This is a genomic window from Gordonia jinhuaensis (assembly GCF_014639795.1).
In the GTDB taxonomy this organism is placed as follows: Bacteria; Actinomycetota; Actinomycetes; order Mycobacteriales; family Mycobacteriaceae; genus Gordonia_B; species Gordonia_B jinhuaensis.
This window is the reverse complement of record NZ_BMGC01000001.1, coordinates 278,886-301,997: the sequence shown is the minus strand read 5'-3', so window position 1 is coordinate 301,997 and position 23,112 is coordinate 278,886. Positions and strand designations below refer to the sequence as shown.

Genomic DNA, 23,112 nt, shown 5'->3' with positions numbered 1-23,112 from the left:
TGCCTTTCCGCCAGCGCTGCAACGCTGACTTGATCAAGTGACTACCGGGATCATATTTGCGGGAAGGCACGCCCTCCCAGATCCACAGGTCTTGATCATTCCTCGCAGGGTCGGGCGGGAAAATACGTACGGGAAGCATGCTCATGCGTTTGGGCTTTCTGTGAGGGCGCTCCACGTGGTGCGGGCGTCGTTGAGTGTGTTGATGAGGTTGTCGAGTTGCTGTCGGTCTCGGATTTCGTCTGCGTCCGCGCGGACGTTGACGTGGTTGACGATGACGACGGGTCCGTCTATGTCGCCGGTGATGGGATGGACCGCTGTGACTACGAGGACTTCGAGGTCAAAGTCGGGTCCAGGGATAACTGCTTGCATCCAGTGGTGGAAGGCGTATCCGTCGCTTTCGGGGCCTTCCACGAGGATCGGTGTCAGGGTCACGCCGCACCGCCGCATTGACGACGAGAGGACCAGGTAGACGGTCCAGGGTGTCGGTGGCGGACTGGTAGCCCTGCACCCACTTGTTGGGGCCGATGGCGCTCACGCGGTGACCTCCCCGTAGGTGTCATCGAACGCCCGCTCTGCAACCTTGTGAACCTCGGTTTGAGTAAGGCAGTCGGACAGGTCATAGACCAGGCTGTGCGCCTCACCAGAGGCGTGAACCGTGTGCACGGTGACCGTGTGACCGTCGTCGGCTGGGGTGACCGTCTGGTGGAACTCGGTGCCACCGAAGCTGTCGTAACGGTGGCAGATGTCGATGAGGTGGTGGGTGAACTCGCGTTGGTTGGTGGAGTGCCCGAAGTGGGCGACGTGGAGTGTCATGCGTACCAACCGAGAGCAAGGCAGACGCGCAAGGCGAGCAGCGGGACGAGGTAGACGAGGGCTGCGAAGACAATCACAGCCGCGTAATGGCGGTGGGTCACGAGGGGTGTCCTTCCAACGGTTCGGCACTGTTGGAATGACCTTGAAAACCACTGAGGGGACACCTCAGTTACTAGCGGTTGTCATGCAAAGCGTCTCGCATGGCAACCCAAGAGCATCTAAAACCACGTTCACCTGCGGTTTATGGGTGCCCCCACCGGGATTCGAACCCGGAACACGCGGATTTTAAGTCCGCTGCCTCTGCCAATTGGGCTATGGGGGCGCGCGATACAGCATGGCAGGTCGGCCGGTGGGCGCAGCGGTGTGGTGCCTATCGACGGTCGGTGGGTGACGGCGAGCTGGGCGACGGCGTGGGCGAACTCCGGCCGCCGCGTTAGGGTCGCCTCATGAGTACCGCTTCCCTCGAGCCGCATCCCTTCGACGTCTCCCTGACGATGCACGGGCTACGCCCGCGAACGCTCGAGGTGGTCGCGACCGAGTTGCTCGCACCGCGGTTGCGACGAGTGATCTTCGACATCACCGACCCGGAGGACTTCCACTATGTGTGGATGTCGCCGGATGAGCATGTGAAGTTGTTCTTCCCGCAGCCCGGCACCGGCGAGATCGTGATGCCCGACCTCGGTCCGGACGGGATCGTGCTCCCGGAGGACGGTCCGCGACCGATCTTCCGCGACTACACGGTGCGGTCGTTCGACGCCGCGCGTGCACGGTTGACGATCGACTTTGTGGTGCACGAGCACGGTGTCGGCGGATCGTGGGCGGCCACCGCAGCCCCCGGAGATCGGCTCGGTGTGCTCGGACCGCGCGGTTCGCACATCTATCCGACCGGCTACGACTGGTACCTGCTCGGCGCCGATGAGACCGCTCTGCCGGTACTCGCCCGATGGCTCGACGAATTGCCGAAGGATTGCGGTGTGGTGGCATTCGTCGAGGTCGGTGGCCCCGACGACGAGATCGACCTCCCTACGCGCGACCGAGTGTCAGTGCAGTACGTGCACAGGGGTGAGGCAGAGCCCGGCCATAGTGACGTACTCGAACAGGCGATCCGCGCATACGAGTTCCCCGACGGGCCGTTCTTCACGTGGATCGCTGGCGAAGCCAACACGCTCAAGCCGATCCGGCGGTATCTGCGACGTGAGCTCGGACTGTCCAAGGAGAGAGTGAAGGTCGACGGCTACTGGCGGGCGGGGACGGTGAACCTCGACCATCACGAGGCGGACGGCGACGATGCCGACGGGATAGATCATGACGGGGACCGATCATGACGGGGCCGCGTGACCAGGGGATCTGACCGAATCGGACGGGTTGTCGCGCCAAACATAAAAGAATCGGTAAAATCAGGAACTGGACACGCTGCTCGGCCGTTGAGCAGTTAGATTGGCCGCAGAAGCGGCTTTTACGACCTGAAGGGACCACGGTGCGAGACAGCAGCAACCCCGTAATGCGCGGAGTGGTGCGGGACAACCAGCCATCCGGTGGTTACGCCGGATTCGGTCAAGGAGTGGCCGGCGCTGGTCAGGGGGCCATGTGGGGCCCGAACGGCCAGCAGGTCAACCAGCCCTATGCGCCGCCGCCGACCGCCGTCACCCGGCAGCTCACCGTCGACGATGTGGTGACCAAGACCGCGACCACGCTCGGCGTGCTCACGATCTCGGCGATCGTCGCCTATTTCCTCTGCCATCAGAACGTTGCGCTGGCAACGCCGCTGATGCTCGTCGGCGCACTCGTCGGCTTCGTGCTGGTGATGGTGGCCAGCTTCGGACGTAAGCAGGACAACCCGGCCATCGTGCTGGCCTACGCCGTGTTCGAGGGCCTGTTCATCGGGTCGATCTCGTTCGTGTTCGCGAACTTCATGGTCAGCGGTGTCTCCGCCGGAGCGCTCATCGGCCAAGCCGTTCTCGGCACCTTCGGCGTCTTCTTCGGCATGCTGATCGTGTACAAGACCGGTGCCATCCGGGTCACCCCGCGCTTCACCCGCATGCTGATCGCCGGCATGTTCGGTGTGTTGGTGCTGATGCTCGGCAACCTGGTTGTCGGACTGTTCAACGGCGGTGCGGGACTGGGCCTTCGCGAGGGCGGTGCCCTGGGCATCATCTTCTCGCTCGTCTGCATCGGACTCGCGGCATTCAGCTTCCTCGTCGACTTCGACGCCGCTGACCGGCTGATCCGTGCGGGTGCACCCGCACGCGCAGGCTGGGGTGTCGCGCTGGGTCTGACGGTGACACTGGTCTGGCTCTACGTCGAGATCCTTCGTCTGCTGTCGTACTTCAACAGCAACAACTGACCTCCGCAGGGCACGCAGCCCCGCACCCTCCACGGGTGCGGGGCTGCGTGTATTCGGCGGCAGTGTGGGCGTGGGAACTGGGTGCGCGGATGGGGCGCGGCGTCGCCGGGTCGCGGGAACTGGTTGCGTCGGTGCCGGCGCGGCGTGGGAATTGGTTGCGTGGGTGCGGGCGCAACCAGTTCTGCTTCATGCACCCATTGCAATGGTTGCGCGGTACAGAAGTGGTTGCGTTGAGACAGAACTGGTCGAGACAGAACTGGTTGCGTGCGAGACCGCGCGCCGGTGGCGCATTACCACGCCGATGGTCACCTGCGGACTCGCGCAACCAGTTCGTGTGACGCCTGTCAGACGTGTGGTCGGGTGCCACCACACGCGCAACCAGTTCTGCTCTATGCAGCCATTGCAATGGATGCGCGGGCGAGAAATGGATGCGTGCGATTCGGCGCAACCAGTTCATCAGCCGCGCGACTAGTTCACGGGGGCACGACACCCGCGCAACCAGTTCAGCAACGGGCAGTTGCGGTATCGACCAACATACGACCGGCGTGCACCCCGAGGGTGCACGCCGGTCGTATGTGGAGTGCTGCGCTGAACCTGGGTCAGCTCAGGCGCTCGAGCACCATCGCCATACCCATGCCGCCGCCGACGCACATCGTCTCGACGCCGAAGGTCTTGTCGTAGGTGGTGAGGTTGTTCAGCAAGGTGGTGGTGATGCGCGCACCGGTCATACCGAACGGGTGGCCCACGGCGATCGCGCCACCGGAGACGTTGAGCTTGTCGTGGTCGATGCCCAGCTCGCGTGCCGACCCGATAACCTGAACCGCGAACGCCTCGTTGATCTCGAAGAGATCGATGTCGGAGATCGACATGTTGGCGTGCGACAGCGCGCGACGGGTCGCCTCGATCGGGCCCAGGCCCATGATCTCCGGCGAGGTCCCGGTGACACCGGTCGACACGATGCGGGCGAGCGGGGTGAGACCCAGTTCCTTGGCCTTGGTATCGCTCATGATCACCAGTGCGGCAGCGCCGTCGTTGAGCGGACACGCGTTGCCGGCGGTCACCGTTCCGTTGGGGCGGAACACCGGCTTGAGCTTGCTCACCGCGTCGTAGGTGGTGCCCGGGCGCGGGCCGTCATCGGCGGTCACCACGGTGCCGTCGGGGAGGGTCACCGGATCGATCTCGCGCTCGAAGAAGCCGTTCTTGATGGCCTCCTCGGCGCGGTTCTGGCTGCGCACACCCCAGTGGTCCTGCTCCTCGCGGGTGATCCCGGTCATCAGTGCCACGTTCTCGGCTGTCTGTCCCATCGCGATGTAGGCGTCGGGGAGCAGACCGTCCTCACGCGGGTCGTGCCAGCTGTCGGCACCGTGTTCGGCCGCGTATGCGGTGCGGGCTTCGGCGTCGGCGAACAGCGGATTATGGCTCTCGGGAAGCGAATCCGAGCTGCCGTAGGCATAGCTGGAGACGCTCTCCACGCCGGCGGAGATGAACACATCGCCCTCACCGGCCTTGATCGCGTGCAGTGCCATCCGGGTGGTCTGCAGCGACGACGAGCAGTAGCGCGTGATGGTGGTACCAGGAACGTGGTCGTATCCCAAGAGCACAGCCACGATGCGCGCGAGGTTGTTGCCCTGCATGCCGCCGGGCAGGCCGCAGCCCAGCATCAGGTCGTCGATGTCCTTGGGGTCCAGCTCGGGCACCTTGGCCAGTGCGGTGGCGACCATCTGCACGGTCAGGTCATCGGGACGGATGGTCTTGAGGGAGCCCTTCGCGGCGCGGCCGATCGGAGAGCGGGCGGTGGACACGATCACTGCTTCAGTCATGCGAATCACGTTACTTTGTGAGCTCTGAACTGGGGATGGTTCCCCCGTCACGGGACGGATGACACATTCAGCTCGATCGCTGGGGTTCGCGCGGTGCTCACTGATGGGGTGCGCGCGAGAACTGTTCGCGCGCTCGCCGCGCCGAGCCGCCGTCGTGGAGGAACTCCGACGTGACCGGCGGACGCGGCAGTTCTCCGTCATGCCATTCGCCGATTGATGCGAGGACCTCGGGCAGCAGGGTCTCGGCAGCCAGTCGGTAGCCGTCGGCGGACGGATGGAAATTGTCGGGAGACAGCAGTGCCTCGGGTCGGCGGTAGAACTCGTCGGCGAGCAGGTCGGCCAGCGGGACCGGCCGACCGCCGTTGCGCCGCACCGCATGTGACTGCGCGGTCGCCAGGCGTAGGCCGTATCGGCGGATGACATAACGCAGCGGTTGAGGCACCGCGCTGATGACGCCCAGATCCGGGCAGGTACCCACCACCACCGAACTGCCGGCGTCGACCAGACGGCGCACGGCCTCGCCGAGGAGTCGCGCCGACGGGCCGATCCGGTGGACGTCGGTGACGTCGTTCGCGCCGATGAGGATCACCGCGACGTCGGGGGTTCGACCGGTGATCAGCGTGGCATCGACCTGACTGGCCAGTCCGCGCGAGGTGGCGCCCACGATGGCTTTGTTGCTCATCTGCACCCGCTTCCCGGTCGCCTCGGCGAGCATCCGGGCCAGAACCACCCCTGGTGTCTCGTCGGCGACCTCCGCACCCAGACCGGCCGCGGTGGAGTCGCCGAAGATCATCAGATGGATGTCGGCGGGATCGGAGTGTGTCGGGCGAGCGGGACCGAGGCCGTCGGCGGCATAGACGCCGTCGCCATCGGGTGCGTTGTCGGTGCGGTGGGGGATCACCGTGCGTGCCTGGCGTGCCTGACCGGTCAGCAGCGCGTATGCACCCCACCCCGCTCCTGCGGTGCCCGCTGCGGCCGCGGTTGCCGCGGCGGCGGTGGTTGCCAGTCGGCGCGAGGAGCCAAGCACTACTCCACAGTATCGAACCGGCGGGCTCGCGACTCGGATCGAATCGGCGGGCTCGCGCCAGGGATCGAACCGGCGGGCTCGCGCCCCGGGATCGAACCGGAGGGCCGTACCTGGCGCGCGGAAATCGAGATCTGGGACGATGGACGTATGCGCATCGCCGAACACGTCGTGGATCTCGTGGGTAACACGCCGCTGGTGAAACTGAACTCGGTCGTCCCACCGGATTCTGGACTGGTGGCCGCGAAGGTCGAGTACCTCAATCCCGGTGGCAGCTCCAAGGACAGAATCGCCGTCAAGATGGTCGACGCCGCCGAACAATCCGGTGCACTCAAGCCGGGCGGCACCATCGTCGAGCCGACATCGGGCAACACCGGGGTGGGCCTCGCGCTGGTAGCACAGCAGCGGGGATACAAATGCGTGTTCGTCTGCCCCGACAAGGTCGGCGAGGACAAGCGCAACGTGCTGCGTGCTTACGGCGCCGAGGTCGTGGTCTGCCCGACAGCCGTACCGCCGGAACATCCCGACAGTTACTACAGCGTCTCCGACCGGCTGGTCGACGAGATCGACGGCGCGTGGAAGCCGAACCAGTACTCCAACCCGGCCGGACCGGAGAGCCACTACGAGACAACCGGCCCCGAGATCTGGCGCGACACCGACGGCAAGGTGACCCACTTCGTCGCCGGCGTGGGCACCGGCGGCACCATCACCGGCACCGGGCGTTACCTCAAGGAGGTCTCGGGCGGTGCGGTGAAGGTGGTCGGAGTCGATCCCGAAGGGTCGGTGTACTCCGGCGGCACCGGGCGGCCCTATCTGGTCGAGGGTGTGGGTGAGGACTTCTGGCCGCAGGCCTACGACCCCTCGATTCCCGATGAGATCATCGCCGTGTCCGACGCGGACTCCTTCGAGATGACCCGTCGCCTCGCCCGCGAAGAGGGGCTGCTGGTGGGCGGGTCGTGCGGGATGGCGGTGGTCGCCGCGCTGCAGGTGGCCGAGCGTGAGGGACCCGATGCGATCGTGGTGGTGCTGCTGCCCGACGGCGGACGCGGCTACATGGGCAAGATCTTCAACGACAGCTGGATGAGCTCCTACGGCTTCTTGCGTCAGCCACTCGACGGTCGCGAGAAGTCCGAACCCCTCGTCGGCGACGTCTTGCGCAGCAAGGACGGTTCACTGCCCGATCTGGTGCACACTCATCCGCAGGAGACCCTGCGCGACGCGATCGAGATCCTGCGCGAATACGAGGTGTCCCAGATGCCGGTCGTCGGTGCAGAACCGCCGGTGATGGCCGGCGAGGTCGCCGGTGCGGTCACCGAACGCGATCTGCTCTCGGCTGTGTTCGAGGGGCGTGCGAGCCTGGCCGATCCGGTGTCGGCGCATATGAGCGATCCCTTCCCGCTGATCGGTTCGAGCGAGCCGGTGTCGGCGGCGACGAAGGCACTCGGCGACACCGACGCGCTGATGGTGGTCGAAGACGGCAAACCCATCGGCGTGATCACCCGCCACGACCTGCTCGCGTTCGTCAGCGGGAACCCGACCAGTGCGTCGGCCTGAGATCCACCGATCCCGACATCACTGATCGTCGTCACGACGACGCAACGAGCACCAACTGCATGAACACCAATGGCATCAACACCCAAACGGCATAGGGGCCTGAGCGAACATGAGTGAGAAGCGCAGTGCGGCTGATTTCGGTCGCTGGCAGGGATTTTCGACCAAGGCAGTGCATGCCGGATATGAACCGGATCCGGCAACCGGAGCGGTGAACGTGCCGATCTACGCCAGTTCCACCTTCGCTCAGGACGGCGTGGGCGGGATGCGTGACGGCTTCGAATACGCGCGGACGGGAAATCCGACGCGGCGCGCACTGGAATCGGCGATCGCCTCACTCGAGGGCGGTGCCTACGGTCGTGGTTTCGCTTCCGGGATGGCCACCACCGATGCGGTGTTGCGTGCGCTGCTGCGCCCGGGCGACCACATCGTGATCCCCAACGACGCCTACGGCGGCACCTTCCGTCTCATCGACAAGGTGTTCCGGCAGTGGGGGATCGACTACTCGGTGGCACCGGTCAGTGATGTCGACGCGGTGCGCGACGCGCTCACCACCACGACCAAGCTGATCTGGACCGAGACGCCCACCAACCCGCTGCTCAACGTCGGCGACATCGCGGCACTTGCCGATGTCGCCCACGGAATCGGCGCAAAGTTGGTGGTGGACAACACCTTCGCCTCTCCAGACCTGCAGCAGCCGATCTCGCTGGGTGCTGATGTGGTGGTGCATTCGACCACCAAATACCTCGGTGGCCATTCTGACGTGGTCGGTGGTGCGATAGTCACCGACAGCGAGGAGATCGACGCCGATGTGGCGTTCCTGCAGAACGGTGCCGGCGCGGTTCCCGGACCGTTCGACGTCTACCTCACCACCCGCGGGATGAAGACGCTCAACGTCCGTATGGACCGGCACTGTGACAACGCGGAGAAGATCGTCGACTTCCTCTCCGATCACCCCAAGATCGACGCGGTGCTCTATCCCGGTCTGTCGACTCACCCCAACCATGACGTCGCTGCCAGGCAGATGCGTCGGTTCGGCGGCATGGTGTCGGTGCTGGTCGCCGGTGGACGTGATGCCGCTCTTGAGTTCTGCGCTCGCACCGAGGTGTTCACCCTCGCCGAGTCGCTCGGTGGGGTGGAGTCGCTGATCGAACACCCCGGCGCGATGACACACGCCTCCACCGCCGGATCGCTGCTCGAGGTTCCCGACAATCTCGTGCGGCTGTCGGTCGGCATCGAGGATGCCGCCGACCTCATCGGCGATCTGGACAACGCGCTGAGCTGAAGCCGGGTCTGGCCGGCTGATCGAGAGGCCGGCCATACGACTGGGGATACCTCCGACGATCCGAAGGAGTGTCGTGGGCACCGATGACATCGATGCGCGAGAGGCTGCCGGCACGCGCAGCGAGCTGTTCGCGCAGTGGGATGAACTGACCGTCGCGCAGCTGCGCGCCAAGGGCGCGATGAAGTGGTCGATGTACCCCGACCGGATTGGCGCATTCGTCGCCGAGATGGATTTCCCAGTGGCACAGCCGATTCTCGACGCGCTGCACGGTGCGGTCGAGGCGCAGGCGTTCGGATATCTCCCCGCGGCTATGTCGGGGGAGATGAGCGCAGCCTTCGCCGACTTCGCCCGGGAGCGCTACGGATGGCAGCCCGATCCGGCAGATGTGCATCCTGCTGCCGACGTGATCGCCGGCCTGACAACGGCGATCGAGTACTACAGCACACCGGGAAGTGCTGTGGTGGTTCCGACGCCGGCGTACATGCCGTTCCTCACCGTGCCGGGGCAGTGCGCCCGCGACGTGATCGAGGTACCGCTGGTCGACGAGGGCGGCAGGTATTCCTATGATCTCGAGGCACTCGAACGAGCGCTCGCCGTTCCCGGGCAGCTACTCGTGCTGTGTAATCCGCACAACCCGGTGGGCCGCGTGCTGGCACGTCAGGAGTTGCTGGCCATCGCCGAGGTGGTGGACCGGTGCGGGGCGCGGGTCTTCGCCGACGAGATCCACGCCCCACTGGTGTATCCGGGCAGCGCTCACATCCCCTATGCCTCACTGAATGAGGTCACCGCAGGTCATACGATCACTGCGGCGTCGGCATCCAAGGCGTGGAACACGCCGGGCCTCAAGTGCGCCCAGATCGTCGTCAGCAATCCCGCCGACGCGCAGATCTGGTCGCAGGCCGCCGGTGTGCCGACGGAGCATGGTGCGGCGAACCTCGGGGTCGTCGCAGCGACGGCAGCCTACCGTCATGGCGCTCAGTGGCTCTCCGACGTGCTCGACTACCTCGACGGTAGCCGAAAGATGTTGGGCGACTTGATATCGCAGCATCTTCCCGGTGTGCGCTATGTTCCACCGGAAGGGACCTATCTGGCGTGGCTCGACTGCCGCGACCTCGGCCTGGGACCCTCACCGGCCGACTTCTTCTACGACCACGCGGATGTGGCGCTCATCGACGGTGCCCGGTGTGGAGAGGCCGGTCGCGGGTTCGTGCGCTACAACTTCGCGACACCGCGGCCGATCATGGAGCAGACCATCGCGGCGATGGGGCGGGCACTGGACAACAGACGGGCACTGGACAACAGATAGGTACACGCCACAACAGGTGAGATGGCGGTACCGACTCGCATGCGCCGGGCAGTCGTGATGAGCTACGACGGTGATCACCTCAGCTGACATCGCCCACGCCGTCGACGTGCTCGCCCCGGTGATGCGCCGGACACCGATCGTCGCCTCCCGTGCACTCAGTGAGGCGTGCGGTCACGAGGTGTGGCTCAAGTGCGAGAATCTGCAGCGCACAGGCTCGTTCAAGCCGCGCGGTGCCTACATGCGCATTCAGGGGCTCACGCAGGAGCAGCGTGATCGCGGGGTGGTCGCCGCGAGTGCAGGCAATCACGCGCAGGGTGTGGCATGGTCGGCGACCACGTTGGGGATCCGGTCGCGGGTGTACATGCCCATCGGCGCGTCGCTGCCCAAGATCTCGGCGACTCGTGCCTACGGCGCCGAGGTGGTACTCGACGGCACGATCATCGACGAGAGTCTGCTCGCAGCGCAGGCATACGCCGACGAGACCGGTGCCACGCTGATCCACCCGTTCGATCACGAGGACATCGTCACCGGTCAGGCCACAGTGGGCGTGGAGATCATGGCACAGATGCCCGATGTGGGAACGGTTCTCGTACCACTGGGCGGGGGTGGGCTGCTCGCAGGGATCGCCGCCGCGATCAAGAGTCAGCGTCCCGAGGTGAGGATCATCGGTGTACAGGCCGCCGACGCCGCTGCGTGGCCGATATCGCTGCAGGCAGGTCGCCCGGTGCGCGCCGAATCGATGTCGACGATGGCCGACGGGATCGCGGTGGCGATGCCCGGTGCGGTGCCCTACCGGTACGTGTCCGAACTCGTCGACGAGGTTGTCACGGTATCCGAGGACGAGATCAGCCGGGCACTGCTGCTCGTTCTCGAACGAGCGAAACTGGTGGTCGAACCCGCCGGTGCGACGGCGGTCGCCGCATTGATGGCACGCGGTGACCTCGACCTGCGGGGTGACGTGTCCGCCGTGCTGTCCGGTGGGAACATCGACCCGCTGCTGCTCACCCATGTGGCAACGCATGGATTACGCGCGGCGGGAAGGTATCTCACGGTATCGGTGACGGTGCCCGATCGACCGGGCGGTCTGGCAGATCTGCTCGCCCTGCTGCGCGATGTGGGGGCCAGCGTCGTCGACGTGATCCACTCGCGGGTCGCCGGCGAGCTGCGCCTCGGCGATGTGCAGGTGACCGTGTCGGTGGAGACCCGCGGCCCCGATCATCAGCAGACGGTACGGGCCGCGCTGGCCGAGGCGGGCTATCTGGACCCCGCACACGAGTGACCTCGACCGCTGCTGGGGTTCAGGCGGCGTTCGTGTGAGGGCGGCGATACGACGCCCCGGCAGGGTCGACGATCATCGTCACCGGGCCGAGCCGCTCGGTCGCCCGCTCGACCACCAGGTCGATCTGGTGTGCATCGGTGGGATCGGCCAGGAAAACCGCGGTCCTACCGGCGTGCCGACGCTGTGAGGTTGGCGTGTGCGACCACGGTCTCAGTCGCGATAGTCCGGACTCACGCGATCGAGCTGACGCAGCATCGCCGACCACGCGAGGTCGAAGCCGAGATCGTCGGTGAAGTCGTCGGACTGCGCGGTTCCGTTGAGTTGCTCGGCGGTGTGCTCGCAGATGTCCGCCGAGGGCAGCACCAGTTCACCCATCCGTGCCGCGTTGACCTGGATCTCGCAGGACTTGTTCAGGTAGTACATCCGCAGGAACGCGCGTGCGGGCGTCTGCCCGACCGTCAGCAGACCGTGGTTGCGCAGGATCAGGCTGTCGTGATCGCCGAGGTCGGCGACGAGACGCTCACGTTCGTCGAGGTTGAGGGCCTGACCTTCGTAGTCGTGATAACCGACGCGGTTGTAGAACTCCATCGACATCTGGTTCACCGGCAGCAACCCCGATCGTGTTGCAGCCACGGCACATCCGGCCAGTGTGTGGGTGTGCAGTACACACTTGGCATCTTCTCGTGCGGCGTGGATGGCGCTGTGGATCACGAAACCCGCCGGATTCACCGGGTACCGGGAGTCTCCGATGATGTTGCCGTCCAGATCGATTCGCACAAGGTTCGATGCGGTGATCTCGTCGAAGAACAGGCCGTAGGGGTTGATGAGGAAATGGTCGTCGTCGCCGGGCAGTCGCACCGAGATGTGGGTGAAGACGAGATCGGTCATGCGGTGAAGCGCGACCAGCCGGTACACGGCGGCGAGCTCGATACGCAATTGCTCCTCGGTGACGTTCGGGTCCCGATGTTCGATGCGGGCGTGCTGTTCGATGCTCATGCCCGACCGTAACCCACTCGCTGCGCGACGCGCTGCTGGAACATCGCGGTCACCTGATCCCAATGCGTCACCAGACTGGTCTGGTCCGAGGCGGGTGAATGCCGTCCCGCCTGCATCTTGTACAGGATGGGCAGATCCTGCTCGTTGACCCCGAAGAGCACGTCTGTGAGTGCCTTTCGGTTGACCGCATGATCCTCGCCGCCGGCGGCGCGATCGACGAACACCGCCATGTGCTCGATGGTGCGCTCGGGCCCGGCAGCGTCGAAGGCGATCACCTGGAACCAGTCCGATTCCAGGAACAGCAGGGCATTGGGGAACAGACAGAAAATGTCCTGGCTCTCTCGGAGTTCGGCGGCGACCTGGCCGAGATCGGGGAGCGCATCGTCGGTCTTGGCGGCCTTGCCCGCGGCGCCATGCGGGTAACGGCCGCCGATGATATGGGGTGCGAGGACTTCGTCGTCGACGTCGAGCGAGGCGGTGACCGGCCCCACCTGGGGATGGATGAACGGGAGGTGATAGAAGTCCAGGAAGTTCTCCACCACCAGTTTCCAGTTCGCGCCGATGTCGAATTCGCGTTCGGCGGCGAGGTGGATGCGGTCGAAGTCGATATGCGACCAGCGTTCGGTGAGTGGGGCGATGAACTCGGCGAACTGCGCGGTGGCGTCATCATCGACCGGTGCCGCGAGGTTGACGAAGACCATGCCGGCCCAGACCGCGGAGGCGACCGGCAGCAGTGAGAGCGCGTCGCGATCGTCGGGACCTGTGCGGCCCTTGCGCTCCCGCGTGAAATACGGTGTCATCGCGAGACTTCCGTCGAGATTGTACGACCAGCAGTGGTAGGCGCACTGGATGCGCCGGGTCACCTGTACCGGCTCCTCGGTCAATGCCATTCCGCGGTGCCGGCAGGAGTTGTGGAAGACCCTGATCTGTCCGTCGTCACCGCGGACGATCAGGACGGGGCGCCCGGCGATGGTCACCGGATGGACCATTCCCGGATCGGGAACCCAGTGTGCATAGCCCGCCCACACCCAGCCGGCCGCGAAGATGGACTCCTGCTCGGCGGAGTACGCCTCGGGACTGATGTAGGCCCGTGCGGGTATCAACGCCTCCTGGGAGGTGTCGGAGGTGAGCGGCCCCTGTGCGATGCGGTTGCCGGTGGAGGTGGTGTGGTATTCGACGAGTTCGTCGTCGGCGGTCGGATGCGTACTCATGGCGTTGTGTCTCACTGGGATTCGGAGGGGAGGGTGTTCATGCGACGGTCGAGCCGGTGGAGGTGCGATCCGGGCGGGAATGCGCCTGGACATCTGCGGCGATCTCACGGGCCCACGCCATCAGCGTCAGCGATTCCGACCAGCGATCGCTGATCTGCTGCCCGTCATGGTCGGTGATGGCGTAGGGCGTGGTGCCCAACTCGGTGAGAAATCGCAGCGGCGCAGACCGATCATGGGTGAGGATCGCCTCGAAACCCTGTGCCCACCAACGGCGGAACGTGTCGATCCAGATCGCGCCCATCGGATTGTCGAGCGGCACCTGGACCTGGGCCCGGGTGGCGATGCGCCCCTGGACCGATCCCGCCCGCTCGAGAATGCTGGCGATCAGCTCCTCGTAGGAGTTGTCGGGCGGATCGGGGATCTCGTGGGCACACACATAGTGGGAGAGGTCGGCTGCGAGTCGAATCTCGGGATCGAGTGCGCCGAGGAGCATCTGGGTGAAGCGGATGTCGCCGGTGAGTGTGTTGCGATGGGTCTCGAGTTCGAAGGTGATCCCCGCGTCGGCGCACATCCGGTGCCAGCGTTGCACGGTGGCCGACATGGCCGCGACGTCGAAGTCGAAGAGCTTGGCGCAGCAGATCATCCAGTCGGCGCCGATGGTGCGGCAGTAGCCGATGGCATCGGCGATGTCGGCGTCGCTGCCGGCGAAGACCAGCACCGCCGAACGCAATCCGTGGGCGCCGACCAGCGGTGCCAGTGCGTCGGCCGCGGGGCGTTTGCGTGCACCGAGATCGACCGCCAGGCCGTCGTAGCCGGCATCGGCGATGCGCGACACCTTCTCGTCCAGTGACCATTCGGGACCGTGGCGGGGGAGGTCCTCCATCGCCCACATCGATTGATAGCAGTACAGAGTCATGAGATGCCTTTCGAGGTGGACACCGGCTCGGTGAGGTCGTTGATCGCGCGCAGCGGTGTGCCGTCGCGCCAGAGTGACACCACCGCGTCAGCCTGACGCCGCACGTATTCGGCTTCACTGGCGTCGGAGAGGTAGGCGACATGCGGTGTGGTGATCACCGCAGGGTTGGCGGTCAACGGATGATCGGCGGGCAGTGGTTCGGTGTCGAAGACGTCGAGTCCCGCGCCGGCGAGCCGGCCTGACTCGAGTGCGGTGACCACGGCGTCGGTGTCGACGACGGTTCCGCGTGACACGTTGATCAGATGGGAACCCGTCGGTAGCAGTGACAATGCGCGATCGTCGATGATCCCGCGCGTCTGCGGTGTCAGCGGCAGACAGACGATGAGGATGTCGGCGGCGCGCAGAACCTCATCGAGGCCGGCCGAGTCGGTGCCGACGACCCGGCGCACCCCGGGTGCGGCGAGTGTTGCGACCCGCGACCCGATCGCCCCCATTCCCACGATCCCCACGGTGAGGTCGGCCAGCCGCCGCGGTGCCGGCTGTGGGCGGGCATCCCAGTCACGCGGGTTCGCCTTGTCGATGAAGAATCCGAGTCGGCGGGTACAGGCCAGGGCGAGCATCCACGCGTGGGTGGCCACCTCGTCGACGGCGGGGTGCCCGACCGTGCTCACCCAGATTCCGCGTCGGGTGGCTGCCGCGACGTCCACCTGGTCGTGACCACTCGACAGCAGGGAGATGATGCGCAAGTTGGGCATTGCGGCCATCAGCTCGTCGTCGATCTCGGCGTATCCGACCAGCAATGCGTCCGCGTCGGCGGCCGACCGCAGGATCTGGCGGGGGTCGCGGCTGCCGACGTTGAGCACCCGGAACCCGTGTGCGCCCAGCACATCGGTCCCGTATGCCAGGTCCACGTCGTCAGCGTCGGTGTAGACGGCGAGTGGAGAAGAGCTCATCACGACCTTGCTCGAGTCAGCCGGGGAGTACGGCTCATCAGTGCAACTTCGCCAGGAACTGTCGCGTGCGGTCATGCTGCGGATTGTCGAAGAACTCCTCGGGCGGAGCCACCTCGACGATGGTCCCCGAGTCGAAGAGCATGACCTCGTCGGCGACACGACGCGCGAACCGCGCCTCGTGGGTGACCACCACCATGGTCATGCCGCTGTCGGCGAGTGCTTCCATCACCTCGAGGACCTCACCGACGAGTTCGGGATCCAGTGCGGAGGTGGGCTCGTCGAAGAGCATGACCGTGGGATTGAGCACCAGCGCGCGGGCGATCGCCACGCGCTGTTGCTGACCGCCGGACAGCTCGCCCGGGTAGTGGTGGAGACGATCGGCCATCCCGACCCGTTCCAGCATCGCGGTCGCCTGATCGACCGCGGCCGCCTTGCGGATCCCGGAGACCTCGGTGAGCGCCAATGTGACGTTGTGCAGGACGTCGAGATGGGCGAACAGGTTGAACCGTTGAAAAACCATGCCGATGTCACGACGCTGTACGGCGAGCTTGCGTTCGGGCAGCCGGCGGCTTCGTCCGTCGGAGGTGGAGGTGACACCGAGTTGTTTGCCGTTGAGCAGGATGTCGCCGGAGTCGGGATGTTCGAGCAGAGCCATCAGCCGGAGGATCGTCGACTTGCCCGACCCGGACGGCCCCAGCAGCGCTTTGACCTGTCCCTTGTCGACCGAGAAGTCCACACCCTTGAGGACTTCGGTCTGACCATAGGTGCGGTGCAGACCGACCGCCTCCAACACCGGTGTGCCGGTCATGCCGGAACCTCCACTCGGACAGAAGCATCCGACGACGACACGCGGCCGTTGGACACCCATCGGTACCGCCGCTCGATCGCGTGCTGGGCGATCATGAGGGCGCTGACGATCACCAGGTAGTAGACCAGGGCCGCGGTGTAGTACTCCGCGTAGCGGAATGTGACCGACACCTGCGCCTGTGCCGTGGTCAGCAACTCCCGCAGCGAGATGACCGATGCCAGCGAGGTGTACTTGAGCATTGCGATCAGCTCATTCCCGCTCGGCGGTATGGCCACCTTGATCGCCTGCGGCAGAACGACTTTGAACAGTACCTTGTGCGGCGGAAGTCCCAGCGCCCGCGCCGCGAGATGCTGTCCGTCGTCGACGGCGAGCAGTGCCGAGCGGAGGATCTCGGCCATATAGGCGCCCTCGACCACACTGAACCCGATCAATGCCGCGATGAACGGCGTGAACCAGCTCTCGCGCAGGGCGGGGAACAACTGAGGACCGGCATTCCAGATGAGGAGCAGCACCAGCAAGGTGGGGATCGCCCGAAAGAACCACACGTACGCCCCACCGACGGCGGTGGCGACGCGACGCGACGAAATCCGTAGCAGCGCGACGACGAAGCCGATCAGCGAGGCGACGATCATCGAGGCCACTGCCAGCGCGATCGACAGCAGTGCGCCGTGCATGAAGGCACTCGACGTCAGCGCGTCGGTGAAGATGTTCCAGTCGAAGTCCATGGCGTCAGGGTGCGACGATGCTGTCGGGGTTCAGGCCGTACTTGGTCGCCAGTTCGCGCAGTGTGCCGTTGTTCACCAGTTCGGTGATGCCCTTCTCGGTGGCGGCGGTGAGCTCGGACCCCTTACGGGTGTAGACGCCGAACTTCAGCTGCGCGTCGAAGATCCCCGGTACCGCGACGAGTTTGCCGTTCGACTTGTCGACCATGTCGACGATCGCCACGTCGGTCTCGATGAGTGCGTCGGCCTTGCCGTTGGTCACAGCCGCCACGGTCTCGGCGGTCTTGGGGTAGGCCTGGATTGTGATGCCCGACTTGCCCTCCGAGGTGAACTTGGCGGACAGGTCTTTGAGTGTCTGCTCGTTGGCACCACCGCTCTGTACGGCGACGGTCTTGCCGGAGAGGTCGGCGGTGCTCTTGATCGAGGTGTCGCCGGTGCGCACCAGCAGACCCGGGCCTGTCTTCATGAACGCCGTTCCGTCAGCCACCCTCTCGCGTTCGTCGCTGATGTAGAGCGCCGACCAGGTGATGTCGCAGCGCTTGGCCGTCAGTGCGGGGATCAGTCCGTCGAAGGAGACGTTGACGAATTTGACATCCAGGCCCCACAGCTTGCCCAGTGCGCGTGCACCGTCGGAGTCGAAACCGGTTGGCTCGGCGGTGTTCCCGTTGTCGAGGTACTCCATCGGCGGGTATTCGGGATCGGTGCACACCGACAGTGTTCCCGACTTCATCAGGCCTGCGGGTGCGCTACCCGAGGCGGCGGTGGACTGCGAATCCGACGACCCACAGGCACTGAGGACGACGACGGCGGTGGCGATGGTGCCGATGCCCGCGCACAGACGGGTCATTCGACTCTTCGATGTCATGGGGAACTCCTGTAGGGGCTGCGGAGATGTTGATGCGAACCGTATGATCACGACGAGCCGGACTCAACTACAGATTTGCAGTGAGCGTACGGGATACTGAAAATACGACAACTGATCGCACTGAATGGCGACGCGGACTGCGGTGAAAATGTGTTTCGTTCTGACAATATGTGTGCGGGGAGGGGACGATTTTCATTGTTAAGTTCCGATGATGTGCGTCAGGGGCGTATGGATCCACTCCAGGAGCGGATCGTGGCGGAGCTGCGCTCCGACGGTCGGCTCGGGGCGGTCGAACTCGCCGATCGGCTGGGAATCTCGCGGACGACGGCATCGAAACGGCTTGCCGCGCTCGTACAGAGTTCGCGACTGCACATCGTCGGGGTGATCCACCCGCACACGCTGGGCTTCACTTCACTGGCGCATGTGTCGATCGCGACCGACACCCAGGCGCAGCATGTGAGCCGTCAGCTCGCCGGGCGCCGTGAGATCCCGTTCGTCACACTGGCGAGTGGTTCGTATCCGGTGATCGCCGAGGTGCGGGCCTCATCCGAGGCGGCGCTGGCGGCGGTGCTCGATTCCATTCGGCTGATGGACGGGGTGCTCTCGACCGAAACCCTGGTCTACACCGATCTCATCTCCGACGTCCTGCGGCCGGTCAGTGTCGATGACGTACACCTCGACGCACTCGACCTTCGTCTGCTCGACGAGTTGCAGGTGGATGGTCGCCTCACGTATTCCGAACTCGCACAACGTATGTCGGTCTCGGTGGGTACGGTGCGATCGAGAGTGACGCGAATGCTCGACTCGGGTGTGGTGCGCATCGGGGCGATCGATGCGCCGGGTCCGGACCGGCGGGTGAATGTAGGCCTCGGCATCCGGGTGAGAGGCACGGTGCGCGAGGCCGGGGCCATGCTGGACGCCTTTCCGGAGGTGCGTTTTCTCGCAGCGACCGTGGGCAGATACGACCTGCTGGCCACGGTCGACTGTCCGGCACTCGGTGATGTGGTCGGTGTACTCGACCGCGTCCGCGCGCTACGGCCGGTCACCCATCTCGACAGCTGGGTCCATCTGGAGAGCGTCAAGGAGATCTACCGGTATCCGATCGGGGGAGAGATGGCAGATGTCACACGCTGACGACTGGTATGCGCCGGAAGTGCGCCATCCCATCCGGTCGCGTATCTCGGTGCCCGAGAGTTCCTCGGGTTCGGTCGATCTGGGGGTTGCGGCGGCGGTGGTGAGTGCCGGGTTGCTCTCGTCGGGCACGGTGTTGGTACGCAATTGGCCGAGGGGAGCGGCCGGGGATCGGCGGCTTCGAGAGATCTGGGACGACATGGGTGCCTACGTGGTGGCCTCCGCCGACGGTCTGACGGCCACCTCACGCTCCACCGGTGGGCGGTTGTCGGGCGGTGAGTGGGATCTGGTCGGCCACACCGGTATCGCGGCGGTGATCGCGACCGCGGGGATGTATGCGACCGGTGAGGTGCGTCTTCACGTCGGGGACGCGCCCGCTCGGCGGATCGCGCAACGGATCGGGGCATGCGGCGGGATCGCGGAGGCGGCGGGAGCGACGGTGGCGGTGACGCCCGGCGCATCCGAGCGCATCGAGTGGGATTGTCGCGGAGGGTGGGGGCCGGCCGGACTGGTGGCCTCGGTGAGGTCGCGTGTGGCGTTGAGGAGGTGGAGTGAAGCGGAGCAGCAGAGGCCGGGGCTGACGGCCCTGTGGTTGCGGATGCTCGCCGCCGACGAGTACCTGATGCCGGGGAGTGCGAGACTCCCGTACGACTACCTTCGCTGAGATCCCCTACCTTCGTTGAGATCCCCACGGACGACATCGGCCCGGCCACGCAGTGTGCGTGGCCGGGCCGATGAGTCGGCGGTTGAGTGGCTGGGTCCTCGCGAAAGTCAGCCCCGAGGGAGGATCAGCCCCCTACGAAGAACATCGCCGTGGAAGAATCATCCCCTCGGAAGAATCATCCCCCGGAAGAATCATCCGTGATAGGGCTCGGCGCTGACGAGTGTCACCTTGACGATCGCACCGCTGGGCACCGAGTATTCGCGGGTGTCGCCGACCTTGGCGTCGATCAGTGCACCACCGAGCGGCGAGCTCGGCGAGTACACCTCGAGCTTGCCGTCTTGGCCACCTTCTTCGCGTGTGGCGATGAGGAAGGTCTCGGTGTCGTTCTCGTCGCCGTCGTAGTAGACGGTCACGACCGACCCGGGCAGTGCCACACCCGACTGCGTCGGTGCCTCACCGACCTTCGCATTGTTCAGCAGCTCCTGCAGCTGGCGGATGCGTGCCTCTTCCTGGCCCTGCTGCTCACGTGCGGCGTGGTAGCCGCCGTTCTCCTTGAGGTCGCCCTCTTCACGACGCTCGTTGATCTCGGCGGCAATGACCGGACGATTGGCAATCAGTGAGTCCAGTTCACCCTTGAGGCGGTCGTGGGACTCCTGTGTCAGCCAAGTGACTTGAGTGTCGGCCATCGTCGTACTCCTTCTGGTCGTCCGCTCCGGCGTGGACCGGCCCGATCCCCACGCGAGTTCTACGCGCGGGGACTGCTCATAAACGAAGCAACACGGCCCCTGCCGGGGCCGTGTGTTCCGCACAGTCTATCGCACGGATCACGATTGTGCAGGTGAGATTCACCCGGTGCATACGCAGTGTCGGCTGATCAGACGCATCGGTGTGCCCGGCGAGCGGGCTCGGCCGCCCCGTCGAGGAGGTGCGGGAGGCTTGTCGGTCACACGGCCGGCATGGGCGTGACGCCTGCCTCGGCACGCCTGCGCAGTGCATCCTGATAGCTGGGTTCGACGCGCTTGAGGCGAGCCACCACCAGGTACGTAATCGGCATCACCGCGATCTCTACCAGGCACTTCCACACGAAGCCGACAACGGTGTAGTTGAGGAAATCGCTGAAGGTGGAGATGCCGAGCGCCGATGCGGCGATCGCACAGAAGACCACGGTGTCGAACAGTTCGCCCACCACGGTCGACCCGATCAGCCGTGCCCAGAGCCGGCGCTCGCCTGAGCGTTGCTTCATCTTGACCAGCACCCACGAGTTGAGGAATTCGCCCACCACATACCCCGACAGGCCGGCGAGCAGGAACTGCGGCACCACACCGGCGACTGTCGTGAAAGCTGCCTGGCCGGTGTAGAAGTCCGCTGCGGGCAAGTGAATGGTGATCCAGAAGCACAGCGAGGCGAGCAACAGAACCGCGAAGCCGCTGAATATGACCCGCCGCATCGCCTTGAAGCCGTAGACCTCGCTGATTACGTCACCGAGGACGTAGGCGAGCGGGAACAGGTAGAAGGCGCCGTCGGTGACGATTCCGTGGACCTGCAGGGGGCCGAGGGTGAAGTTCAGCCCAGGGAAGAGTGTGACGCCCTTGGTGCCGGTGATGTTGCTGATCATCATCACGCCGACGAACAGGGCGACAAGGATTGTGAAGTACTGGCTGTTCAGCCGCGCGAAGGCGGGTTCGGCCCGGGTGCCGGACTTCGCCGAGCCAGTCTCTGCGGGGGAGTCGGGGTTGTCAGAGGAGTTGTCAGAGTTGTTGGCAGGGGCGGTGGTCGAGGAGTCTGGGTTGTCCGCCGGCTCGTTCGCAGAGGTCGAGGTGATCTGCGAGCGAACCGGCTGCCCAGACGTGCCAGCCCTGTTCGGGCTGTCGTCGTTCATGGTTGTCTTGTTCACGGGGGTCGATTATGCGCGCTCGGCGACGGGTGCCGTGACGCGATGAGCTCGCGCCCACGGCCGCCTATGGCTCTGTGACCGGCCCAACCGTTCAGCACTTACCGAAGGTCACCTGCTCGGGCAGGCTTCCCTCCATCTGCACGCTCGAACCGTTCCACACGAACCGGACAGGCGCCGAACCCTGTGGTGAGGCGTTGGGCTCATCGCCGACGATATAGCGGTAATCGACGCTCACCGAGTCCGAGGTGGAACCGGTGATGTCCTGGAAGGCGACATCACACTTGATGCCGGTGCCCTGGAAGACGCCGCGATGGAACAGCAGCAACTGGTCGGGCGAGCTGCCGGTGGCGCCGTTGATGGTCAGCGACGCGTAACTCAGATCCGAGCAGCCGTCGAGATTCGACTGTCCGTCGGGGACCCAGTAGGACGACCTGACCGAGTCGGGCGGCGCGATCTGGGCGATGGCGTTCGACACCGCGGCCGAGGCGCCGCCGGGGACTGCACATGAATCGGATTCTCCTGAACCCGAAGCACTTCCGGAGTTACCGCCGTCGGCGTCGTCGGATCCTCCTGCCGAACCCGCTCCGGCGCCAGAGCCTGAACCCGACCCGCCCGCCGAGTCGGCGCCGGACCCGGATCCGTCCTGCGCCGCTTCCTGCCGGGCAGAGGCCGATGCGGTCACGGTGGTGGTGACCGCGGGCGCGCTCGACGCGGCGGCATCGGCTGCACCTGCCATCGATGCCTTCGGTGCCGATGATGCCTTCGGTGCCGATGAGGTGGAGTCGTCCGAACAGGCGGCGAGGGAGACCGCAGTGGACACCGCGAGGAGTGCCATCGCGATGCGTCGGGTGGTGCGCTGGGGGAAGGGGTTCACTGCGGCCTCCGATGGTGTGGGCCGGTGCGTATGCGTCGGCCTGACACCTGTGAGGTCGCTGGTGACCCGCTGGGTCGTTAGTCACAGGGACATCTCGATGTGGCATCGGATGCGAACGTGCTGTTCAGAACGCCGCGCGCGGACTCTGCGGTGCGGTGCGGGCGGGCGCGCGAGTGGCGATCAGCCGGCGACGAGGTAGTCGGGCACCTTGATGCTGCAGCCGTAGACCTCGCCGACGAAGGCGCGCTCGGAGGTGCGCAGTGTCGTCTTGACGCCGATGGCCGAGTCCTGGCTCGGCGGGATCAGCACTTCGCGGCGTCCGGTCTCGGCGCCATCCTTGGAACGCGCCCGCACCACGCATGCGGCGGGTTTGGAGGGGTCGGACCGGGTGACAGTGAACTGCACGTCGACGGTGGAGTCGTCGACGATCTCGTAGCCCGTGCCGCTGCCTGACACGGGTGCGTCCGACAGACTCTTGTATCCCACCCAGGCCACGATCAGCCCGGCGATCACGACCAGTATCGACAGCGCGATGAACCAGCGTCGCCGACTCGACCTCGACCGCTCGACGGGGTAGCGACCAGCCGGCGGCTGCACCGACGCGCCACCGGTCTGACCATCCCGTTTCACGCCGACCATGCGTTCATACCTACCAT

At 65.5% G+C, this 23,112-nt stretch carries 24 protein-coding genes and 1 tRNA gene; 9 read left to right on the top strand and 16 right to left on the bottom strand.

Translation table 11 applies throughout. From position 1 onward, the window contains the following. Positions 1-141 precede the first annotated feature (141 nt). The 3 genes from IEW22_RS01310 to IEW22_RS01300 all read right to left on the bottom strand — a co-directional run bounded on the left by IEW22_RS01310 (position 142) and on the right by IEW22_RS01300 (position 1,135). Positions 142-432, bottom strand: coding sequence for a hypothetical protein (locus tag IEW22_RS01310; RefSeq protein ID WP_188584750.1), 291 nt, complete (start codon positions 430-432; stop codon positions 142-144). Positions 433-531: 99 nt separating this feature from the next. Then, the gene (locus IEW22_RS01305) at positions 532-813 is read right to left on the bottom strand and encodes a hypothetical protein (RefSeq protein WP_188584749.1); all 282 of its coding nucleotides are present in this window, start codon (positions 811-813) and stop codon (positions 532-534) included. 248 nt (positions 814-1,061) lie between these two features. After that, positions 1,062-1,135: transfer RNA gene (locus IEW22_RS01300), tRNA-Leu, on the bottom strand. 124 nt (positions 1,136-1,259) lie between these two features. Here IEW22_RS01300 and IEW22_RS01295 point away from each other — a divergent pair. Next, positions 1,260-2,138 carry a siderophore-interacting protein gene (locus IEW22_RS01295; protein WP_188584748.1) on the top strand — a complete coding sequence of 293 codons (879 nt, stop codon included), beginning with the start codon at positions 1,260-1,262 and terminating at the stop codon, positions 2,136-2,138. 152 nt (positions 2,139-2,290) lie between these two features. Further along, a complete protein-coding gene (locus IEW22_RS01290; protein ID WP_188584747.1) occupies positions 2,291-3,157 on the top strand; it encodes a Bax inhibitor-1/YccA family protein in 867 nt (288 codons plus the stop codon). Between the two features lie 599 nt (positions 3,158-3,756). Here IEW22_RS01290 and IEW22_RS01285 read toward each other — a convergent pair. Together IEW22_RS01285 and IEW22_RS01280 are read right to left on the bottom strand one after the other, a co-directional pair. Then, positions 3,757-4,977, bottom strand: coding sequence for an acetyl-CoA C-acetyltransferase (locus IEW22_RS01285; protein WP_188584746.1), 1,221 nt, complete (start codon positions 4,975-4,977; stop codon positions 3,757-3,759). Between the two features lie 97 nt (positions 4,978-5,074). Then, positions 5,075-6,004: an SGNH/GDSL hydrolase family protein gene (locus IEW22_RS01280; protein WP_229742063.1), complete on the bottom strand. Its 930-nt coding sequence runs from the start codon at positions 6,002-6,004 to the stop codon at positions 5,075-5,077. 147 nt (positions 6,005-6,151) lie between these two features. Between IEW22_RS01280 and IEW22_RS01275 the strand changes: the two genes are divergently transcribed. From IEW22_RS01275 to ilvA, 4 genes are all read left to right on the top strand, one after another. After that, the gene (locus tag IEW22_RS01275) at positions 6,152-7,555 is read left to right on the top strand and encodes a cystathionine beta-synthase (protein WP_188584745.1); all 1,404 of its coding nucleotides are present in this window, start codon (positions 6,152-6,154) and stop codon (positions 7,553-7,555) included. Between the two features lie 109 nt (positions 7,556-7,664). Then, positions 7,665-8,837 carry a cystathionine gamma-synthase gene (locus tag IEW22_RS01270; protein WP_188584744.1) on the top strand — a complete coding sequence of 391 codons (1,173 nt, stop codon included), beginning with the start codon at positions 7,665-7,667 and terminating at the stop codon, positions 8,835-8,837. 73 nt (positions 8,838-8,910) lie between these two features. Continuing rightward, positions 8,911-10,143: a MalY/PatB family protein gene (locus IEW22_RS01265; protein ID WP_229742062.1), complete on the top strand. Its 1,233-nt coding sequence runs from the start codon at positions 8,911-8,913 to the stop codon at positions 10,141-10,143. Between the two features lie 121 nt (positions 10,144-10,264). Then, positions 10,265-11,422, top strand: coding sequence for a threonine ammonia-lyase (gene ilvA / locus IEW22_RS01260; protein ID WP_229742078.1), 1,158 nt, complete (start codon positions 10,265-10,267; stop codon positions 11,420-11,422). 210 nt (positions 11,423-11,632) lie between these two features. Here the strand turns inward: ilvA and IEW22_RS01255 are convergent, their stop codons facing one another. Genes IEW22_RS01255 through IEW22_RS01225 form a run of 7 tightly spaced genes read right to left on the bottom strand, consistent with a single transcriptional unit; the run spans position 11,633 to position 17,893 of the window. Next, a complete protein-coding gene (locus IEW22_RS01255) occupies positions 11,633-12,418 on the bottom strand; it encodes a class II aldolase/adducin family protein (RefSeq protein WP_188584742.1) in 786 nt (261 codons plus the stop codon). Next, positions 12,415-13,629 carry an aromatic ring-hydroxylating oxygenase subunit alpha gene (locus IEW22_RS01250; RefSeq protein WP_188584741.1) on the bottom strand — a complete coding sequence of 405 codons (1,215 nt, stop codon included), beginning with the start codon at positions 13,627-13,629 and terminating at the stop codon, positions 12,415-12,417. The genes IEW22_RS01255 and IEW22_RS01250 overlap by 4 nt, the downstream gene beginning before the upstream one ends. Before the next feature lie 37 nt (positions 13,630-13,666). Continuing rightward, positions 13,667-14,545 carry a sugar phosphate isomerase/epimerase family protein gene (locus IEW22_RS01245; RefSeq protein ID WP_229742061.1) on the bottom strand — a complete coding sequence of 293 codons (879 nt, stop codon included), beginning with the start codon at positions 14,543-14,545 and terminating at the stop codon, positions 13,667-13,669. Then, positions 14,542-15,498 (bottom strand): C-terminal binding protein, encoded by a 957-nt coding sequence (locus tag IEW22_RS01240; protein ID WP_188584739.1) that lies wholly within the window; start codon positions 15,496-15,498, stop codon positions 14,542-14,544. Before IEW22_RS01240 ends, IEW22_RS01245 begins: the two co-directional genes overlap by 4 nt. A gap of 37 nt (positions 15,499-15,535) precedes the next feature. Beyond that, positions 15,536-16,306: an amino acid ABC transporter ATP-binding protein gene (locus IEW22_RS01235; RefSeq protein ID WP_308421341.1), complete on the bottom strand. Its 771-nt coding sequence runs from the start codon at positions 16,304-16,306 to the stop codon at positions 15,536-15,538. After that, on the bottom strand, positions 16,303-17,031 hold the full coding sequence (locus IEW22_RS01230) for an amino acid ABC transporter permease (RefSeq protein ID WP_188584738.1): 729 nt from the start codon (positions 17,029-17,031) through the stop codon (positions 16,303-16,305). Before IEW22_RS01230 ends, IEW22_RS01235 begins: the two co-directional genes overlap by 4 nt. A gap of 4 nt (positions 17,032-17,035) precedes the next feature. Next, positions 17,036-17,893: an ABC transporter substrate-binding protein gene (locus IEW22_RS01225; protein ID WP_188584737.1), complete on the bottom strand. Its 858-nt coding sequence runs from the start codon at positions 17,891-17,893 to the stop codon at positions 17,036-17,038. Between the two features lie 228 nt (positions 17,894-18,121). Between IEW22_RS01225 and IEW22_RS01220 the strand changes: the two genes are divergently transcribed. Beyond that, positions 18,122-19,027, top strand: coding sequence for an Lrp/AsnC family transcriptional regulator (locus IEW22_RS01220; protein ID WP_188584736.1), 906 nt, complete (start codon positions 18,122-18,124; stop codon positions 19,025-19,027). Beyond that, positions 19,014-19,688, top strand: coding sequence for a 3-phosphoshikimate 1-carboxyvinyltransferase (locus tag IEW22_RS01215; RefSeq protein ID WP_188584735.1), 675 nt, complete (start codon positions 19,014-19,016; stop codon positions 19,686-19,688). The genes IEW22_RS01220 and IEW22_RS01215 overlap by 14 nt, the downstream gene beginning before the upstream one ends. 191 nt (positions 19,689-19,879) lie before the next feature. Here IEW22_RS01215 and greA read toward each other — a convergent pair whose 3' ends face one another. Continuing rightward, on the bottom strand, positions 19,880-20,374 hold the full coding sequence (greA, locus tag IEW22_RS01210; protein WP_188584734.1) for a transcription elongation factor GreA: 495 nt from the start codon (positions 20,372-20,374) through the stop codon (positions 19,880-19,882). Positions 20,375-20,631: 257 nt separating this feature from the next. Beyond that, positions 20,632-21,354, bottom strand: a complete 723-nt coding sequence (locus IEW22_RS01205; RefSeq protein WP_229742077.1) for a queuosine precursor transporter — start codon at positions 21,352-21,354, stop codon at positions 20,632-20,634. On the opposite strand from IEW22_RS01205, the gene IEW22_RS19920 reads away from it, so the two are divergent. Continuing rightward, positions 21,290-21,628 (top strand): hypothetical protein, encoded by a 339-nt coding sequence (locus tag IEW22_RS19920; protein WP_229742079.1) that lies wholly within the window; start codon positions 21,290-21,292, stop codon positions 21,626-21,628. The genes IEW22_RS01205 and IEW22_RS19920 overlap by 65 nt on opposite strands. A gap of 45 nt (positions 21,629-21,673) precedes the next feature. Here the strand turns inward: IEW22_RS19920 and IEW22_RS01200 are convergent, their stop codons facing one another. Continuing rightward, a complete protein-coding gene (locus IEW22_RS01200; protein WP_188584733.1) occupies positions 21,674-22,456 on the bottom strand; it encodes an LppP/LprE family lipoprotein in 783 nt (260 codons plus the stop codon). A 180-nt stretch (positions 22,457-22,636) separates the two neighbouring features. Beyond that, positions 22,637-23,095 carry a DUF4307 domain-containing protein gene (locus IEW22_RS01195; RefSeq protein ID WP_188584732.1) on the bottom strand — a complete coding sequence of 153 codons (459 nt, stop codon included), beginning with the start codon at positions 23,093-23,095 and terminating at the stop codon, positions 22,637-22,639. Between the last annotated feature and the right edge of the window lie 17 nt (positions 23,096-23,112).

Coding starts and splice junctions, on each gene's coding strand:
- IEW22_RS01305 (WP_188584749.1), bottom strand. CDS start 813: ATGACACTCCACGTCGCCCACTTCGGGCACTCCACCAACCAACGCGAG.
- IEW22_RS01295 (WP_188584748.1), top strand. CDS start 1,260: ATGAGTACCGCTTCCCTCGAGCCGCATCCCTTCGACGTCTCCCTGACG.
- IEW22_RS01285 (WP_188584746.1), bottom strand. CDS start 4,977: ATGACTGAAGCAGTGATCGTGTCCACCGCCCGCTCTCCGATCGGCCGC.
- IEW22_RS01275 (WP_188584745.1), top strand. CDS start 6,152: ATGCGCATCGCCGAACACGTCGTGGATCTCGTGGGTAACACGCCGCTG.
- IEW22_RS01270 (WP_188584744.1), top strand. CDS start 7,665: ATGAGTGAGAAGCGCAGTGCGGCTGATTTCGGTCGCTGGCAGGGATTT.
- ilvA (WP_229742078.1), top strand. CDS start 10,265: ATGCGCCGGACACCGATCGTCGCCTCCCGTGCACTCAGTGAGGCGTGC.
- IEW22_RS01255 (WP_188584742.1), bottom strand. CDS start 12,418: ATGAGCATCGAACAGCACGCCCGCATCGAACATCGGGACCCGAACGTC.
- IEW22_RS01250 (WP_188584741.1), bottom strand. CDS start 13,629: ATGAGTACGCATCCGACCGCCGACGACGAACTCGTCGAATACCACACC.
- IEW22_RS01245 (WP_229742061.1), bottom strand. CDS start 14,545: ATGACTCTGTACTGCTATCAATCGATGTGGGCGATGGAGGACCTCCCC.
- IEW22_RS01240 (WP_188584739.1), bottom strand. CDS start 15,498: ATGAGCTCTTCTCCACTCGCCGTCTACACCGACGCTGACGACGTGGAC.
- IEW22_RS01235 (WP_308421341.1), bottom strand. CDS start 16,306: ATGACCGGCACACCGGTGTTGGAGGCGGTCGGTCTGCACCGCACCTAT.
- IEW22_RS01230 (WP_188584738.1), bottom strand. CDS start 17,031: ATGGACTTCGACTGGAACATCTTCACCGACGCGCTGACGTCGAGTGCC.
- IEW22_RS01225 (WP_188584737.1), bottom strand. CDS start 17,893: ATGACATCGAAGAGTCGAATGACCCGTCTGTGCGCGGGCATCGGCACC.
- IEW22_RS01220 (WP_188584736.1), top strand. CDS start 18,122: ATGGATCCACTCCAGGAGCGGATCGTGGCGGAGCTGCGCTCCGACGGT.
- IEW22_RS01215 (WP_188584735.1), top strand. CDS start 19,014: ATGTCACACGCTGACGACTGGTATGCGCCGGAAGTGCGCCATCCCATC.
- greA (WP_188584734.1), bottom strand. CDS start 20,374: ATGGCCGACACTCAAGTCACTTGGCTGACACAGGAGTCCCACGACCGC.
- IEW22_RS19920 (WP_229742079.1), top strand. CDS start 21,290: ATGTTGCTGATCATCATCACGCCGACGAACAGGGCGACAAGGATTGTG.
- IEW22_RS01195 (WP_188584732.1), bottom strand. CDS start 23,095: ATGGTCGGCGTGAAACGGGATGGTCAGACCGGTGGCGCGTCGGTGCAG.